This is a genomic window from Curtobacterium sp. 1544 (assembly GCF_040544915.1).
GTDB lineage: Bacteria > Actinomycetota > Actinomycetes > Actinomycetales > Microbacteriaceae > Curtobacterium > Curtobacterium pusillum_C.
The window spans coordinates 120,957-137,894 of the sequence record NZ_JBEPKX010000003.1 but is presented as its reverse complement, the minus strand read 5'-3'; the positions used below and the strand labels follow the sequence as shown (position 1 = coordinate 137,894).

At 68.0% G+C, this 16,938-nt stretch carries 12 protein-coding genes; 2 read left to right on the top strand and 10 right to left on the bottom strand.

Annotation, left to right across the window (positions count from 1 at the left end; translation table 11 throughout):
* Positions 1 to 7: 7 nt before the first annotated feature.
* The 9 genes from ABIC61_RS03340 to ABIC61_RS03300 all read right to left on the bottom strand — a co-directional run bounded on the left by ABIC61_RS03340 (position 8) and on the right by ABIC61_RS03300 (position 11,212).
* On the bottom strand, positions 8 to 847 hold the full coding sequence (locus tag ABIC61_RS03340; protein ID WP_354028823.1) for a prepilin peptidase: 840 nt from the start codon (positions 845 to 847) through the stop codon (positions 8 to 10).
* Positions 844 to 2,634: a hypothetical protein gene (locus tag ABIC61_RS03335; RefSeq protein ID WP_354028822.1), complete on the bottom strand. Its 1,791-nt coding sequence runs from the start codon at positions 2,632 to 2,634 to the stop codon at positions 844 to 846. Before ABIC61_RS03335 ends, ABIC61_RS03340 begins: the two co-directional genes overlap by 4 nt.
* Positions 2,631 to 3,323 carry a PulJ/GspJ family protein gene (locus ABIC61_RS03330; RefSeq protein ID WP_354028821.1) on the bottom strand — a complete coding sequence of 231 codons (693 nt, stop codon included), beginning with the start codon at positions 3,321 to 3,323 and terminating at the stop codon, positions 2,631 to 2,633. The genes ABIC61_RS03335 and ABIC61_RS03330 overlap by 4 nt, the downstream gene beginning before the upstream one ends.
* On the bottom strand, positions 3,320 to 4,741 hold the full coding sequence (locus ABIC61_RS03325) for a type IV pilus modification PilV family protein (protein WP_354028820.1): 1,422 nt from the start codon (positions 4,739 to 4,741) through the stop codon (positions 3,320 to 3,322). Before ABIC61_RS03325 ends, ABIC61_RS03330 begins: the two co-directional genes overlap by 4 nt.
* A gap of 53 nt (positions 4,742 to 4,794) precedes the next feature.
* A complete protein-coding gene (locus tag ABIC61_RS03320; RefSeq protein ID WP_313957234.1) occupies positions 4,795 to 5,277 on the bottom strand; it encodes a type II secretion system protein in 483 nt (160 codons plus the stop codon).
* 186 nt (positions 5,278 to 5,463) lie between these two features.
* Positions 5,464 to 6,687, bottom strand: coding sequence for a type II secretion system F family protein (locus ABIC61_RS03315; protein ID WP_354028819.1), 1,224 nt, complete (start codon positions 6,685 to 6,687; stop codon positions 5,464 to 5,466).
* Positions 6,687 to 8,318 (bottom strand): type IV pilus twitching motility protein PilT, encoded by a 1,632-nt coding sequence (locus ABIC61_RS03310; protein WP_354028818.1) that lies wholly within the window; start codon positions 8,316 to 8,318, stop codon positions 6,687 to 6,689. Before ABIC61_RS03310 ends, ABIC61_RS03315 begins: the two co-directional genes overlap by 1 nt.
* A 16-nt stretch (positions 8,319 to 8,334) precedes the next feature.
* Positions 8,335 to 10,005: a GspE/PulE family protein gene (locus ABIC61_RS03305; RefSeq protein ID WP_079237399.1), complete on the bottom strand. Its 1,671-nt coding sequence runs from the start codon at positions 10,003 to 10,005 to the stop codon at positions 8,335 to 8,337.
* A gap of 172 nt (positions 10,006 to 10,177) precedes the next feature.
* Positions 10,178 to 11,212, bottom strand: coding sequence for a GNAT family N-acetyltransferase (locus ABIC61_RS03300; RefSeq protein WP_354028817.1), 1,035 nt, complete (start codon positions 11,210 to 11,212; stop codon positions 10,178 to 10,180).
* A 63-nt stretch (positions 11,213 to 11,275) separates the two neighbouring features.
* Between ABIC61_RS03300 and ABIC61_RS03295 the strand changes: the two genes are divergently transcribed.
* Complete coding sequence (locus tag ABIC61_RS03295) at positions 11,276 to 11,674, top strand: VOC family protein (RefSeq protein ID WP_144753382.1); 399 nt, start codon at positions 11,276 to 11,278, stop codon at positions 11,672 to 11,674.
* 145 nt (positions 11,675 to 11,819) lie between these two features.
* Positions 11,820 to 12,968: an Ig-like domain-containing protein gene (locus ABIC61_RS03290; protein ID WP_354028816.1), complete on the top strand. Its 1,149-nt coding sequence runs from the start codon at positions 11,820 to 11,822 to the stop codon at positions 12,966 to 12,968.
* A gap of 69 nt (positions 12,969 to 13,037) precedes the next feature.
* Here the strand turns inward: ABIC61_RS03290 and rpoC are convergent, their stop codons facing one another.
* Positions 13,038 to 16,919, bottom strand: coding sequence for a DNA-directed RNA polymerase subunit beta' (rpoC, locus tag ABIC61_RS03285; protein ID WP_354028815.1), 3,882 nt, complete (start codon positions 16,917 to 16,919; stop codon positions 13,038 to 13,040).
* Between the last annotated feature and the right edge of the window lie 19 nt (positions 16,920 to 16,938).

The following is a 16,938-nucleotide window of genomic DNA, read 5'->3' as shown; positions in this document are numbered from 1 at the left end:
GGGCGGTTCAGGTGAGGCCGATGAGGCCGGTGTAGGCGTCCCACAACGGGCCGCCGCAGAGGATGCCGAGCCAGGCTCCGGCGAGCATCCACGGTCCGAACGGGATCCCGCTCCCCCGCTTGGCGCGGCGAGCGGCGAGGAGACCGATGGCGAAGATAGCTCCGAGCGCGAACCCGCCGAAAGCTCCCACTGCGAGGGGTCCCCATCCGAGGTACGCGAGGACGAGGCCGAGCACGCCGGCCAGCTTCACGTCGCCCATCCCCATCCCGCCGGGGACCGCCACGGCGAGGGCGAAGTACACGGCGAGGAGCACGAGCATGCCGATGCCGGCGCGCACGAGCGCCCACCAATCCCCGGATGCAGCAGACGTGGCCGTGAGGAGCACGGCGAGCACCGCGTACGCGGGGAGCACGATCTTGTCCGGCAGACGGTGGGTGTCGACGTCGATGAGTGCCAGCGCGACGGTGATCGCCATCAGGTACAGGAGCACGACGAGCATGCCGATGGTCGGGACGAGCGTCGTCCCGCTACCGGCGGCGCGTGCGAGGACCATGCCGGCGACCACCGAGAAGAGCGCAGCGGTGGCCGCTTCGACGAGGGGGTACCGCGCGGAGATCCGGTTGCCGCAGTCACGGCACGCTCCGCGGAGGATGAGCCAGGACAGCACCGGGACGTTGTCGAACCCTCGGATCTCGTGCCCGCACTGCGGGCAGGAACTCGCCGGGCGCACCACCGAGAGGCCCGCCGGGACCCGGTACACCACGACGTTGAGGAACGAGCCGATCAGGAGGCCGAAGACGCCGGCGAGGCCGACGACGACCACCGCGAGCTGCTGGAGCGCGCTCATACGCAGACACCTGCCTTCTTCACGCAGTCACCTGACGTCGCGTACGCCGGCGAGACCTCCGCCATCGTCGTCACGCCGTACGTGGTGGTCACGGGGTTGAGGAAGCTCGGTGGAGCCGAGTGCTTGAGGCGCGCGTCGTACGCGTACGCCTTGATGTAGCCGTTCGCCCCCGACCGCACGACGCCACGGAACTTCTGCGCGATCGCCCCGTAGACCGTCAGCGTCCCGCGGTCCCCGCCGTACCCGTAGTTCTGCACCTGGAAGGTGTGCGCGGCGGAGATGATGGCGGCGTCGATCTCTCGGTCCGTGTCACCGAGGATCGACGAGTAGCACGTGCTGTTGTAGCCACAGGAGACCGCCTTCACCGGATTCCAGACCATGACGGCGTTCGTGGCGGTGAGCCCGAGCATGTCCGATCCGCGGTCCGCGTACGTCATGTCGCCCGTGACGTAGAGGTAGTTCTCGGCAGCCACGGTCACCTGACCGTCGAGGACACCGTGCACGAAGGCGTCTCCGGATCGCGTGCCGTAGCTGCACGGCGAGGTGCTCAGCTGGGTCTCACCGGTCCGCGGGTAGCCGACACCGTTCCCGGTGTTGCAGGAGTCCGCCAGCTTCGCCGTCGTCGTCGCGTTCGCGTCGCCCGACTGCGGCACGTTCTGCACGTAGACGAGGTTGTTGGCGGGGACCGGGACGGTGGCCCCTGCGGCCGAGCCGAGTTGTCCCGCTCCGGTTCCGGGGAGACCGCAGGCGGTCGGGGTCTGCCCCTTCGTCGGGTCCGTCGCATCGGTCTGCGTCTTGATCGACCGCGGCGACTTGACCGTCATGGTCCCGTCGGCGTTGAACGTGATGTCCGTCGGACCGGTGTACAGGCAGCCGGGGCTGCGGGTCGCCGTCACGGTGGTGTTGTACTGCGTCGCGGCCTTCTGCTGCGCGTTCGTCGACGGCATGCCGATCGTGGACGTGAAGGCGGGCTGCGTGACGCCTGCCGGGAACTTCTGCCCCGTGCAGCTCGACCCGTTCGAGTCGATCTTGCTGTAGCGCAGTCCGGACGTCGGGTTCGAGGTCGTGATCTGGCTGGTGAACGTCGCCTGGCAGATGCGCATCGTGTCGTTCGAGTGCGCCGGACCGTCGATGGTGTCGCCACCGCTGAACGCGATCTCGCCGCACAGGTTGCGCGAGGTCGACGTCGGCCGTCCCTCCCACGCGTGCTTGACACAGGTAGCGGTGTCCACGTTCGTCATCACCGGGTCCTGGATCTCGTAGTCGGTGAAGTAGAGGAAGTCGATGAAGCCCTGCTGGCGGATGCTGGCGACGACGGAGCGCACGGATGATCCGACCTTGCCGGTGGCGCGGATCCGGATGACCCCCGTGTCGTAGTACTTCGAGGAGTCGACCTCGTACCGGTAGAACGACTTGCCGTCGCCGCCGGGCACGGTGGCCCACGTACCGGTCGTCCCGGTGCCGAACGCGGTGTTCGCGGCGCCACCGGTGGGGAGCGTGAGTCCCGTGCTCGTCGACGAGAACGGCGCCGCCGGGTTGCCGTACTGGGTGTACCCGGTGTCGTTCGACAGACGTGCCTCGTAGTCCTGCACGCCCGCGTACGCAGCGCTCAGGGCGGCGTTCCAGTCGGAGTCGGTGGAGGACTTCTTGATGCCCGCGACGGCGACCGACGTCGCGGTCGCGATCATGAACACCACGACGGTCCCGAAGATCACGGCGATGGCCAGGGCCATGCCCCGATCGTCCCGCAGGGCGTCGAGGTGGAAGAAGCGGCGGACCCGGATCATGTCGAGTCTCCCGACGGCTGGAGGAGGTTCGGCAGCCCGACGGTGTTCTGCAGGGTGATGCCGTTCTTGAGGGTGCTCGCCGTGGACGAGAAGCGGAGGGTGACCTGGACGAAGGCGATCTGGCCGACCTGGTCCGCGGTCAGCAGGCCGGCTGCGTTCGGCGTCAGCACGGTCTTCCCGACGTCGAGGTACTGGAAGATCGGAGTGGCAGTGGTCGCGGGGACCTCGATCGACGACGCGATCGTCGAGGTCGACCCGGCGCCCGAGAAGGTGTAGTACGCGTTGTCGGTCGTGGATCCGGCGACGATCTTCTCGGTGAGCACTCCGGCAGCACTCACCGAGAACGTGACCTGCTGCGGCACGGAGTCGCGGCCGGTCGACACGAGGGTCGTGAACTGCAGCGCAGACGTCCCGGCGGAGATGAAGGCCGGCGAGTCACTCGCACCGACGCGCGGGTTGTCCGCGGCAGCGCGGACCTGACGCACGATCTCGTTCATCGCGTTGGAGGCGTTCCGACTGTTCTGGTCGCGCGCCGCGGCGAACGTGGTCGCCCGGGTGATCGAGTAGAACGTACCGCCGACGATGGCGAGGAGCACCGCGAACAGACCCATCGCCACGAGGAGCTCGATGAGCGTCAGACCGTCTTCACGGCGCTCACCACGGATGACCGACCTGATGCGTTCGATCACGGCGCCACCCTCGGGTCCAGGGTCACCGAACCGGAGTTCAGGATCACCCCGATCAGCCCCTTCGCCGTCACGTTCACCGCGGCTGAGCTCGAGTTCTTCTGGCTGGTGACCGACCACGTGCCGTAGGGGAGCGCGAGCGTGATGTCGGTGGTCCCCGACGTCCCCGTGGCGGTGCGCGCGAACGAGTAGCTCTGGGTGACCTTGCACCCCGGGTCGCCGCCCGTGGCAGCGGCCGTCTTCGCGGTCAGGATCGTGTCGGACTTGTTGATCGTCACGGTCACGAGACCCATCGCGACGTTGGCGGTGAGCTGGTCCTTCGAAACCGGGGGCGTCGGCGTCTTGCCGATCCGGCCGTCGCTCGCCTTCGGCCACATCGTGGGATCGGTCGACAGGCAGCTGTTCGGGTTCGTCGTCGTGTCGGCGTTGGTGACGTTCGAGTCGTAGACGCCCGGGTAGACGACGTAGCCGGAACCGATGGGGCTGAGGTACTGCGTCGCACTCGTGCCGGTCGCCTTGTAGGTGCCGTAGGTGCTGACGAAGGAGGTCACGAGGTTCGTGGGCAGGAGCGCGCCGGAGCCGTTGCTCGCGTAGTTCATCGACACCGCGATGGCGGGGTCGTAGTTGAACGAGGCTCCGCTCGACTGTCCGGCCTTGACCACGACGGTCTTCGTCGGGGTGGCCGTCTGCTCCTGGTCGCGGTACTGACCCGACGGGGGGCCGAGCGTCACCGTGTAGGTACCGGGGGTGACCTTGATGGCCACGGTGCAGCCGTCCTGGTTCGTGACTTCGGGCTGGGTCGAGAGCGTCTTCGCGGTGTTCGATGCAACGGACGTCGACGGCGCGATCGTGGCGTTCACGCCGCCGACACCACCGCTGCCGGTGATCGACTGCACCTGCACGAGGATCGTGCCGAGCGTCGGGTCGTTGATCTTGGTGGAGGGGGAGAACACGGTCTCCTGCGTGACCGGCGCCGCGGACCCCATGCCGGGCCACGTCACCTTGATGTGCACGTTGAGGAAGAGGAGCTGCGCGGTCGTCCCGCTCGCTGCGGCCGAGCAGCGGTTCGTCGTGCCGTCGGTGTACTGCCAGTCGAGGGTCCGCTTGACGGTGTACGTCCGCCCGTCGACCGTCGGCTGGTCCGTGCTGCCGGCCATGCCGGTGATGTTGTTCTGGGCTTCGATGCGGGCCGTGTCGATGGCTCCGGCAGCGAGGTTCGTCGCTGTGCTTCGGGCCGAATTGTCCGAAGTGACGCGCATAACTGAAGCGACCCCGACAAGCGCGCCGGCGATGATGATGCCGAACACGGTGATGGCGACGATCACTTCGACGAGCGTGAAACCGTCGTCCCGACGGCTGACTCGGGACACGGCGAGCTTGAGCATGCCCACGGTCGACCGTTCCTCTCTCTGACAGGTCATCGGGATCGACGAGAGGGCCCGGCATCCCGAGCCCTCTCGCTGGTGCGATCAGATCAGCACTTGCCTGCCTTGACACCCGCGGTCTGCGTCGCGAAGAACGTCTTCGTCGTCGAGCTGGTGCCCTGGACACAGAACCCGGTGGTGCCAACCTTCTTGTAGGTCAGTCCGTTCTCGGCGTCGCTCCAGGTCGCGCCAGCGTCCGCCCAGGTCTGCCCGGCGACCGCGCCGACCTTGGAAGCCGCCGCAACGTCCGCGGTGGACTTCAGATCGGCGTCGTCCGGAAGGGTGCCGCTGTTCTGCGTCTGGATGGAGACGATCGCGGTCTTGAAGTTCGAGACGTCGTTCTGCACGCCCGAGTCCTTCGCGTTGTTCTGCACACCCAGGTACACCGGGATGGCGATCGCGGCGAGGATGCCGATGATGATCACGACGACGAGGAGCTCGATGAGCGTGAAGCCCTTCTCGGAGTCCTTGACGAGTTCGTTGCGGCGAGCGTTCAGCTTGCCCATGAGCGCGAAGTACATGACTTCTTCCATTCTTTCGGGAATGTGATTGGAAATGATGATGGGGCTGTGCTCTGCCGCCGTCGACAAGCGTATTGACGGCACTTTCTGGGCATAATCCCGAGAACGGGGGGCAACGGGCAAGAAAATGCCCCCAGTAACGGGGGCATTCTCGACCAAACCACCCCCGGGCGCGGGACAGTGTTCTCGGCCACGAGTTCAGTGGATCAGCGACGTGATCTTGAAGATCGGCAGGTACAGCGCGACGATCATGCCGCCCACGACGACGCCGAGGAACGCGATGAGCAGGGGCTCGATGAGTGATGTCAGCGCTTCCGTGGTCGATTCGACCTCGTTGTCGTAGAACTCGGCGATCTTCTCCAGCATCACTTCGAGTGATCCGGCGTCTTCGCCGACCGCGACCATTTGCGAGACCATTTCCGGGAAGACTTTCTCCGCCGCCAACGGAACCGCGATCGACTCACCTTTTCGAACCGATTCCGCGACTCGCTCGAGAGCGCGTTGCACGACGAAGTTGTTCGACACTTCTCCGACGATCTGCAATGCCTGCAGAATGGGCACACCGGCACCGATCATGTTCGAGAAGTTCCGCGCGAACCGCGCGATGACGATCTTCCGACTCAATTCGCCGAACACCGGCAAACGCAGTCGGATCGGGTCGACGAACCCGCGGACACGATCGGTGTTCTTGTTCGCGCGCCACCAGAACCAGGCGAACGCGATCGCGACGAGCAGGATCGGACCGACCCAGACCATCGCGTGCGACGCGTAGACGAGCAGCATCGTCGGCAACGGCAGCTGGCCGCCGAGCGACGAGAACATCTTCTGGAAGATCGGGACGATGAACACGAGCATGACGACGACGGCCACGAGGGACATGACGAGCACGACGACCGGGTAGGTCATCGCCGACTTGATCGTCGACCGGAGCTTGTGCTCCTTCTCGAAGTTCGTCGCGATGGAGTCCATCGCCTGGTCGAGGAAGCCGCCGGTCTCCCCCGCCCGGATCATGTTGATCATGATCGGCGGGAAGTCGACCGGGTACTTCGCCACGGCGTCGGAGAACGAGACACCCCGCTCGACGTCGTCCCGGACCTTGCCGAGGATCTCCTTGAGCTTCTTGTTGTCGGTCTGGTCGGCCAGGATCGACAGCGCGCGGAGGAGCGAGAGTCCGGACGACAGCATGGTCGAGGCCTGTCGCGACATGATCGCCAGGTCCTTGAGCCCCACGCCCTTCTCGAACCCGGGGATCTTGATCTCGGTCTGCAGGCCCGTGCCGGCCTTCGCCTCGGTGATGGCGATCGGTGAGACCCCCATGCCCCGGAGTCGCTGGACGACGGCACCCTCGGAGGACGCGTCGAGCCGACCCTTGACGAGCTTGCCGGCGCCGTCGCGACCCCGGTAGTCGTAGGCGAGCGACATCAGTGGCCTCCTGAGTACTTGTCGCCGAAGTCGATCTCGGATGCGGCGATCGCGGCGGCGGAGGAGTCCGACGGGGACTCGACGCGCTGCACGAGCCGGTCGAAGCCCTCGAGGTCGTGCACCTTCTCGAGCGCGGCCTTCCGCGTGATGGTGCCGACGTTGACGAGTTCGGCGAGGTCCTGGTCCATCGTGTGCATGCCCATGTCACGCCCGGCCTGCATGGCGGAGGTGATCTGGTAGGTCTTGCCCTCGCGCACGAGGTTCCCGATGGCCGGGGTGGTCTTCATGATCTCGGTGGCGACGACGCGGCCGGAGCCGTTGGCCTTCGGCACGAGCGTCTGGCAGACGACGCCTTCGAGCGTGGAGGCGAGCTGGGTCCGGATCTGGCCCTGCTGGTGCGGCGGGAAGACGTCGATGACGCGGTCGATGGTGCCGGGTGCGCTCTGCGTGTGGAGCGTCGCGAACACGAGGTGGCCGGTCTCGGCGGCGGTGAGGGCGACGGAGATGGTCTCGAGGTCGCGGAGCTCGCCGATGAGGATGACGTCGGGGTCCTGCCGGAGCACGTGCTTGAGGGCGGCGGCGAAGGAGTGCGTGTCCGCACCGACCTCGCGCTGGTTGATGATCGCCTTCTTGTGGTCGTGCATGAACTCGATCGGGTCCTCGACCGTCACGATGTGGTCGGCACGGGTCTCGTTCACGAGGTCGATGAGCGCGGCGAGGGTGGTCGACTTGCCCGAACCAGTCGGCCCGGTGACGAGCACGAGCCCACGCGGCAGCTTGGCGAACTCCCCCACGTACTCGGGGATGCCGAGCTGCTTGAGGCTCTTGATCTTCGTGGGGATGATGCGGAACGCCGCACCCCAGTTGCCGCGCTGCTGGTAGTAGTTCACGCGGAAGCGGTACTCGGGCGACAGCGAGTACGCGAAGTCGAGCTCCTGCTCGTGGTCGAACTGGCCGGCCTGCTCGACGGAAAGCAGCGTCTTGAGGGCGGCGATCACCTTGTTGCGTGCCCACGGACCGCCGGGGACGGCGGGACGGAGCGACCCGTCGACGCGCACGGTGGGTGCGGCGTCGGCGGTGAGGTGGAGGTCGGAGGCGCCCTGGTAGACCACCTGCGCGAGCGCGGTGATGAGGTCGGGGTCGGCGACCTCGCGCGCGTGACGGGTGAAGTTGATCTCGGCCTGCCCGTCGGGTGCGGGCGCGTAGGTGGTGGGGGTGACGGTCTGGAGGCGCGTGGTCGGCTCCGCGGGCACGACCGGCAGGTGCTGGGTCACGGCGTCGGCGTACCCGTAGGACGCGGTCGACGGCGGGACGGCTGCGGGTGGCGTCGCGGGAGCCGCGTGCGGCTGCGCCACCGGCACGGCGACGGGGTCGCCGGCCGGTGCCGGCCAGGACGCGACCGCACCGGTCTGCGCCGGCCACACGGCGGTGTCACTGGACAGGTCGTGGACGGGGACCGACGGGGCGGGGGCGACCCGTGCCTCCAGGTCGGGTGAGGTCGGCTGCTGCGCAGCGGCTGCCGCGAGTCGCGCGGCGCGACGGCCACCGACCTCGGTGCCGGGGCGTCCGGGGTGCCAGCCGGCGACGGGTTCGTCCCCGGGCACGGAGATGTCGTAGACGGAGTCAGTCATCGTTCCACTCCCACGCCTACGCGACCACGCGCAGGATCTCGTCGATGCTCGTCATGCCGAGCTTGACCTTCTCCCACCCGTCCTGGCGGAGGGTGAGCATGCCCTGCGCCTGGGCGACGCGGCTGATCTCGGCGCTGGACGCACGGGAGACGGCGAGTCGCTCGATCTCCTCGGTCACGGTCATGACCTCGTGCAGGGCGATGCGGCCGCGGTACCCGGTGTTCGAGCAGACCGCACAACCGACGGGGCCGAAGAACTCCGGGACGGCAGAGTCCTCGGTGTCGATGAAGCCGAGCGCGGCGAGCTGCGCGGGCGTGTACTGCGCAGGGGCCTTGCAGCGGTCGCAGAGCCGGCGTGCGAGACGCTGGGCCACGACGGAGTCGAGCGCGGACCCTACGAGGAACGGCTCGATGTCCATCTCCGTCAGACGCGTGATCGCCGAGGGGGCGTCGTTCGTGTGCAGGGTCGAGAGCACCAGGTGGCCGGTGAGGGAGGCCTCGATCGCGATCTGCGCGGTCTCGTGGTCGCGGATCTCACCGAGGAGCACGACGTCGGGGTCGGAGCGCAGGATCGAACGCAGGGCGGACGCGAAGGTCAGACCGGCCTTCGGGTTGACCTGCACCTGGTTGATGCCGGCCATCCGGTACTCGACCGGGTCCTCGACCGTGATGACGTTGATCTCCGGGCGGGCGACCGCGTTGAGGGTCGTGTACAGCGTCGTCGACTTGCCGGACCCGGTCGGGCCGGTGACGAGGATCATCCCGTACGGCTTCGAGTAGGAGCGCTGGTACGCCTGGAAGTTCTGCTCGAGCAGGTTGAGGTCCTTCAGGGACATCGACGTGTTCGTGTTGTCGAGGATCCGCATGACGACCTTCTCGCCCCAGACGGTGGGGAGGGTCGCGACGCGGAGGTCGATCTGCCGGCCGCCGTGGCGCACCGACATGCGGCCGTCCTGCGGCTTCCGGCGCTCCGCGATGTCGATGTCGCTCATGATCTTCAGGCGGCTGATGACGCCGTTCTGGATGTTCTTCGGCGCCGGGGCCATCTCGTGCAGCACGCCGTCGATGCGGTAGCGGACACGGACCTCGTGCTCGCCGGGCTCGATGTGGATGTCCGACGCGTGGTCCTGGATCGCCTGCGAGACGAGCAGGTTCACGAAGCGCACGATCGGGACGTCGTCGAGCGCACCGTCGGTCAGGTCGACCTGCTGCTGCGCCTGGGCCGACGCCTCTTCTTCGAGGGAGGAGGTCAGGTCGTTCAGCTCATCGTCGGCGCGGAGGTACCGGTCGAGTGCTGCGGCGAGGTCACGCTCGTCGACCTGCAACGGCTTCACCGGACGACCGGAGGCGGTACGAGCGTCGTCGATCGCCAGGACGTTGGTCGGGTTCACCATCGCGAGGACGAGGGTCTCGCCCTCGAACCCGACGCCGAGCACGCCGTGCCGACGACAGAGCGCCGCGGGCAGCATCGACACCGCGGTGCCGTCCACCGGGTAGTCGGTGAGCGGGACGGTCTTGGAGTTGTTCGACGCGGCGCGGGCGGTGATGTACTGCGCCTCGCTCACCAGCCCCTGGTCGACCAGCGACCGGATCGAGCGGTCGTCGATCTCCTCGTCGCCGGTCATCGAGTCGAGGTGCTCGATCGGCAGGGCTCCGTTGAGGATGAGGATCTCGGACAGTGTGGCCATGTGCCTCCGAGCCTCCTTCGGGTCGCACGCTGGACGTGGGGACGAGCGCCGCAGGGGTTCGACGCCCGACCACGCTACGTCCGCGCCGAACGGCCACCGCAGTCCCACAACGAGGGGGCGACGGGGTGTTCCGTGGCCCCAGTGCAGGGGTACCCGCGGGTATCGACCCTCGTCAGAGGGGCGTCGACGCGGTGACGTGCACCTCGCCCGCGACGAAGCCGAGGCGCTCGTAGATGCGACCAGCACCGCTGGGGTTCTCGGCGTCGACGTGCAGCACCGCGGCGGACAGGCCATCCGCCCGGATCGCCTGCAGCGAGGCGTCGAGCACGAGGGGCGCGAGTCCCCGTCCCCGGGCGGCTCGGACCACACCGACCCAGTGCACGTACCCGTACGAGCGACCGCGGGCAGCGAAGCCGTCCGGGTCCACCTCGACGATCGCGAACGCCACGATCGCGCCGTCGGCGTCGAGCACCACGCGCGACAGGTCGAGCCGGCTCTTGCTCGCGGTGAGGAAGCCGTGCCAGTCGGACGCGACCATCGGCTGCGATCCCCAGTGGTCGCGGAAGGAGTCGTTCTTGGCGTGCCGCAGCGGCTCGATGTCGTCCGGGGTCGCAGCCCGGACGACGTGGCCGTCCGGCAGCGCCGGCACGTCCGGGACGTCGCCCTCGCGCTCGCCCTCGCCGAAGACCACCTGCATGTCGATCCAGTTGCGGGTCGGTTCGAACCCGGACCGTGCCGCGAGCCGGAGGAACCCGGCGCCCTGTGGGGCACCGACCTCGATCGTGGCGGGCAGGTCGACGTCGAGCACCGCGAGCCGCTGGCGTGCGCGGCCGACCTGCCACGCGAGCACCCGTCGGCCGATCCCCCGGCCGCGGAACCCGGGGTGCACCGTGCCGTCGAGCACCACCCGCGCGGCGGTGACCCGGGAGGGGACGTCGATGACGATGCCGTAGGCCTGCACATGCCCATCAGCATCGACGCCGACGACGGTGTCCCGCGCGACGTCGAGCCCTTCGGTGGAGAACGTCCGCTCGAAGTCGGCTGTGGAGGGACGCGCGTGCGGGTCGTCCACCGCCGCGGCCGCCACCGCGAGCGCGTGCACCGCGGCGAGGTCGTCCCGCGATCCAGCCCGGAACGTCAGCCCACCGACCGACACCGGGGGCTCGAGATGGGCAGGGGCCGTGATCCGTTCGCGCAGCGTCGCCATGCCCCCAGCCTGCCAGGGCAGAAACTGCTCGACGCGCACGCCCACCGCGGGACATGATGAGTCATGGACATCACGAGCGTGACCGTGGGGCTGCCCGTCACCGACATCGAGGCGTCCTGCCTCTGGTACGGCGCCGTGTTCGAACGCGCCGAACCGGACCTCGAGCCCGACGACGGCATCGCCGAGTACGAGGTCGGCGGCATCTGGATCCAGCTCTACGAGGACGAGAACGCCGAGGAGAACCCGGTCAGCGTCCGCTTCGGCGTCGACGACGTCGCCGCGCAGCACGCCCGGATCGGCGCGCTCGGGATCGACGTCGGTCCCGTCGAGTGCGTCGACGGCGCGGTCGACTGGTTCGACGTCCGCGACCCGGACGGCAACGTCCTGAGCCTCTTCTCGCTGGTCGACGAAACGGGTCGCGGCTCCGGCGGTCGCGACAGCGACGCCGGGCGCAGCATCTAGACGTGCCCGCCCACGGACGGGAGGCGCGGTGTCGGCTGGCACCGTGCCTCCCGTCCGTCCGTGCGTTCTGCGCTGCAGCACGCGCGTGTGAACGTCTCGTTTCCCCTCTGGACAAGGTGGCAGACGCGGTGCCAGCATGTCGGCCATGCAGACAACACGTATTTCAGATGTGGTACGCCGGAAGTGGATCGGGGGCGGCATCGCCGCCGCGGTGGTGCTCGGATCGGTCGCGGTGGCCTCCCCGGCGCACGCGCTCGAGTTCTCGGCCCGGGTCGGGGCGATCGCGCACAACGCCGGTGACGTCACCCTCACCGGCACCGGCGACGCGGGTGACCTCGTCTCGATCACGCCCTCGGACGGCGAGCCGCTCGACACCCGCGTGCGGCCGGACGGGTCGTGGCGGGCGAAGGCGCACGTCGACGGGTTCGGCGACCACACCTTCCGGGTCAGCGATTCGGAAGGCTCGGCGCGGACGTTGCAGGCCTCCACCCACCAGGTGAGCTTCCGGTCGTTCCAGCTGACGCACGACGATGCGAAGCGCTTCCTCCAGCTCACCGGGCTCGGCTTCGAGCCCCGCGCCCGCATCGAGATGCTGCTCGACGGCGCTCCGATCGGCACGACGACCGCCGACCGCGACGGCACCTTCGCGCACCGGATCTCCGACGTCGCCTTCGGGAAGCACACCGTCACCACGATCGAACGGTTCGACGGCGCGGAGCAGCTCCGGTTGAACACCCGCACCGAGATCAGCGGCGACCCCGAGTTCGAGGACATCCGGGTCGACCCGATCGGGCGCACCGTGCACGTCGAGGGACGTGGGCCGGCCGGCACCGAGATGCGGTTCGTCGATGCGTCCGGTGCGCCGTGGTCGCTCACCGACGGCCAGGACTGGACCACGAACACCGACGGCACGTGGAGCGCCGACCTGGTGTACCCGAGCGCCGGCACGCGCTTCATGGGCATCGTGGCGGAGGTCTACTCCGGTGACACGCTCGTCGGTTCCGCCACGTCCGGCGCCACCATCCCGTTCCCGGTGACGGCGGCCGTGTCGAAGTACACGCCGAAGCAGCTCGTGCTCACCGGGAGCGCCGAGCCGGGCGCGCGGCTGTCCTTCACCGATGCCGACGGCGCACCCATCACCGACGCCGACGGCAACCGTGTGGAACCACCGGTGCCGGGGAGCTCCACGTGGACCGTCACCCTCGACCCCCGGCGCTTCACCGGGAGCACCGTGACCGTGTCCGCGGCCGACGGCCCGGACCCGCTCGGGAGCGCCACCGTCGCGTTCCGCTGACCCGTCGGACGACGAAGGAGGGCCCCGCATCCTGGTGGATGCGGGGCCCTCCTCAGTGGGTCACTCGACTCAGTTGTAGGTGCCCGGCGTGAAGTCGTCCGACGAGAAGCTGTCGAAGTCGACGAAGCTCAGGTCGGCGTCCGAGAACGACGAGTCGTCCGCGAAGATGCGGTTCGGGTACCGCTCCGCCTTCGCTTCCTCGGTCGCGTTCACGTCCACGTCGCGGTACCGGCTGAGGCCCGTCCCGGCGGGGATGAGCTTACCGATGATGACGTTCTCCTTGAGGCCGACGAGGTGGTCCTGCTTGCCCTCCATGGCCGCCTGCGTGAGCACGCGGGTGGTCTCCTGGAAGGAAGCGGCGGACAGCCACGACTCGGTCGCGAGGGACGCCTTCGTGATGCCCATGACCTCCTGGCGAGCGGAAGCGGTCTTGCGACCCTCCTGCAGCGCCGCACGGTTGAGCATGTTGTACCGCGAACGGTCAACGAGCTCACCCGGGAGCAGGTCGGTGTCGCCGTGGTCGACGACGGTGACCTTGCGGAGCATCTGGCGCACGATGACCTCGATGTGCTTGTCGTGGATCGGCACGCCCTGCGAGCCGTACACGTCCTGCACACCGTTGACGAGGTGCTTCTGGACCTCACGGACACCCTTGACGCGAAGGACTTCCTTCGGGTCGACGGTGCCGGCGATGAACTGCTCGCCGAGCTCGACGTGCTGGCCGTCCTCGATGAGGAGCGTCGCACGCTTGAGCACCGGGTAGATGAACGGCTCGTCGCCGTTGTCCGGCGTCAGGATGATGCGACGACCCTTGTCGGTGTCCTCGATCGTCGCGCGGCCGGGGGCCTCGGCGATCGGGGACGCGCCCTTGGGGGTACGCGCCTCGAACAGCTCGGTGACACGCGGCAGACCCTGGGTGATGTCGTCAGCCGAGGCCGAACCACCCGTGTGGAAGGTACGCATCGTCAGCTGGGTACCGGGCTCACCGATGGACTGGGCGGCGATGATGCCGACCGCCTCGCCGATGTCGACGAGGTTGCCCGTGGCGAGCGAACGGCCGTAGCACTTCGCGCAGACACCGACGGCCGACTCGCAGGTCAGGACCGAGCGCACCTTGATGCTCTCGACACCGGCTGCCAGCAGCTTGTCGATCAGGACGTCACCGACGTCCTCACGAGCCTCGGCGACGACCGTGCCCTTCGCGTCCACGGCCTCGGTGGCCAGGGTGCGGGAGTACACGGTGTTCTCGACGCGCGGGTCGCGGACCAGCTTGCCGTCGGCACCCACGGTCGCGATCGGGAGCTCGAGGCCCCGCGTCGTGCCGCAGTCGTCCTCGCGGATGATGACGTCCTGCGAGACGTCCACGAGACGACGGGTGAGGTACCCGGAGTCCGCGGTACGGAGCGCGGTGTCGGCAAGACCCTTGCGAGCACCGTGCGTGGCGATGAAGTACTCCGCCACGGTCAGGCCCTCGCGGTACGAGTTGATGATCGGGCGGGCGATGATCTCGCCCTTCGGGTTGTTCACCAGACCACGCATACCGGCGATGTTCCGGACCTGGAGCCAGTTACCACGAGCACCCGACGACACCATGCGGTTGATGGTGTTGTCGACGGGGAAGTTGTCGCGCATCTCCTGCGCGATCTCGTTCGTGGCTTCCGTCCAGATCTTGATCAGGTCGGCGCGACGCTCGGCGTCGGTGATCAGACCCTTGTCGAACTCGCCCTGCACCTTGGCTGCCTGGACCTCGTAGCCCGCGATGATCTCCTTCTTGCGAGGAGGCGTCACGACGTCCGAGAGCGCGACGGTCACACCGGAGCGCGTGCCCCAGTAGAAGCCGGCGTCCTTGATCCGGTCCAGCGCGGCGGCCGTCTCGGTCTTGGAGTAGCGCTCGGCGAGGTCGTTGACGATCGCGGAGAGCACGCCCTTGTCGGTGACCTTCTGGACGAACGGGTAGTTCGCCGGGAGGGTCTCGTTGAAGAGCGCACGACCGAGGGTCGTCTCGAGCAGGACGGGCTCGCCCTGCACGTAGCCCTCCGGCGCCTCGCCCTCGGCGAACCACACGTCGGACATGCGGATCTTGACCAGCGCGTTGAGGTGCAGCGTGTTCTGGTCCTTCGCGAGGATGGCCTCGGCGACGGAGGAGAACGCACGGCCTTCACCCACGGCGCCCTCGCGGACGGTCGTGAGGTGGTGCAGACCGATGATCATGTCCTGTGCGGGCAGGGTCACCGGGCGGCCGTCGGACGGCTTCAGGATGTTGTTCGAGGCGAGCATCAGGATGCGGGCCTCGGCCTGGGCCTCCACCGACAGCGGCAGGTGCACGGCCATCTGGTCACCGTCGAAGTCCGCGTTGAACGCAGCACACACGAGCGGGTGGAGCTGGATGGCCTTGCCCTCGACGAGCTGCGGCTCGAACGCCTGGATGCCCAGACGGTGCAGCGTCGGCGCACGGTTCAGCAGCACGGGGCGCTCGCGGATGATCTCCTCGAGCACGTCCCACACCTGCGGACGCGAACGCTCGACCATGCGCTTCGCCGACTTGATGTTCTGCGCGTGCGACAGGTCGATGAGGCGCTTGATGACGAACGGCTTGAAGAGCTCCAGCGCCATCTGCTTGGGCAGACCGCACTGGTGCAGCTTCAGCTGCGGGCCGACGATGATGACCGAACGGCCCGAGTAGTCGACGCGCTTGCCGAGCAGGTTCTGGCGGAAACGACCCTGCTTTCCCTTGAGCATGTCGCTCAGGGACTTCAGGGCGCGGTTGCCGGTACCCGTGACCGGACGACCACGACGACCGTTGTCGAACAGCGCGTCGACCGCTTCCTGCAGCATGCGCTTCTCGTTGTTCACGATGATCTCGGGGGCACCGAGGTCGAGCAGGCGGCGGAGACGGTTGTTGCGGTTGATCACACGACGGTAGAGGTCGTTGAGGTCCGACGTGGCGAAACGGCCACCGTCGAGCTGCACCATCGGGCGCAGCTCCGGCGGGATGACCGGCACGACGTCGAGCACCATCGCGGCCGGCGAGTTGCCGGTGGCGAGGAAGGAGCTGACGACGCGCAGACGCTTGATCGCGCGGATCTTCTTCTGGCCCTTGCCCTCGGCGATCTGCAGGCGCAGTGCCTCGGCCTCGGCGGCCAGGTCGAACGCCTCGAGCCGCAGCTTGATCGCCTCGGCGCCCATGTAGGCGTCGAAGTAGATCCCGAAGCGGTCCTGGAGCTCGTGGAAGACGGCGTCCTCGGGCTTGAGGTCGCCCACCTTGAGGTTGCGGAAGTCCTCCCACACGCGCTCGAGACGGGTGATGTCCTCGTCGAACGACTTGCGGACCTGGGACATCTCCTTCTCGGCGGTGTCCTTGGTGCGGCGCTTGACGTCGGCCTTGGCGCCCTCTTCCTCGAGCGCTGCGAGGTCGTCCTCGAGCTTCTTGAGGCGGTCGGCGATGATCGAGTCGCGCTGACCCTCGAGGTTCTTGATCTCGAGGCGCATCTCGTTCTCGAGACCCGGCATGTCCGCGTGGCGGCCCTCTTCATCGATGTCGATGATCATGTACGCCGCGAAGTAGATGACCTTCTCGAGGTCCTTCGGCGCCATGTCGAGGAGGTACCCGAGGCGCGACGGGACGCCCTTGAAGTACCAGATGTGCGTGACGGGTGCGGCGAGCTCGATGTGGCCCATGCGCTCACGACGGACCGAGGACTTGGTGACCTCGACGCCGCAGCGCTCGCAGACGATGCCCTTGAACCGGACACGCTTGTACTTGCCGCAGGCGCACTCCCAGTCGCGGGACGGACCGAAGATCTGCTCGCCGAACAGACCGTCCTTCTCGGGCTTGAGGGTGCGGTAGTTGATGGTCTCCGGCTTCTTGACCTCGCCGTACGACCACTGGCGGATGTCCTCGGCCGTGGCGAGGCCGATCCGCAGTGCGTCAAATGAAGTTGCTTCGAGCAATGTTCTTCTCTCTAGCTGG

Coding starts and splice junctions, on each gene's coding strand:
- ABIC61_RS03320 (WP_313957234.1), bottom strand. CDS start 5,277: ATGGAAGAAGTCATGTACTTCGCGCTCATGGGCAAGCTGAACGCTCGC.
- ABIC61_RS03315 (WP_354028819.1), bottom strand. CDS start 6,687: ATGTCGCTCGCCTACGACTACCGGGGTCGCGACGGCGCCGGCAAGCTC.
- ABIC61_RS03310 (WP_354028818.1), bottom strand. CDS start 8,318: ATGACTGACTCCGTCTACGACATCTCCGTGCCCGGGGACGAACCCGTC.
- ABIC61_RS03300 (WP_354028817.1), bottom strand. CDS start 11,212: ATGGCGACGCTGCGCGAACGGATCACGGCCCCTGCCCATCTCGAGCCC.
- ABIC61_RS03295 (WP_144753382.1), top strand. CDS start 11,276: ATGGACATCACGAGCGTGACCGTGGGGCTGCCCGTCACCGACATCGAG.
- ABIC61_RS03335 (WP_354028822.1), bottom strand. CDS start 2,634: ATGATCCGGGTCCGCCGCTTCTTCCACCTCGACGCCCTGCGGGACGAT.
- ABIC61_RS03290 (WP_354028816.1), top strand. CDS start 11,820: ATGCAGACAACACGTATTTCAGATGTGGTACGCCGGAAGTGGATCGGG.
- ABIC61_RS03325 (WP_354028820.1), bottom strand. CDS start 4,741: ATGACCTGTCAGAGAGAGGAACGGTCGACCGTGGGCATGCTCAAGCTC.
- ABIC61_RS03340 (WP_354028823.1), bottom strand. CDS start 847: ATGAGCGCGCTCCAGCAGCTCGCGGTGGTCGTCGTCGGCCTCGCCGGC.
- ABIC61_RS03305 (WP_079237399.1), bottom strand. CDS start 10,005: ATGGCCACACTGTCCGAGATCCTCATCCTCAACGGAGCCCTGCCGATC.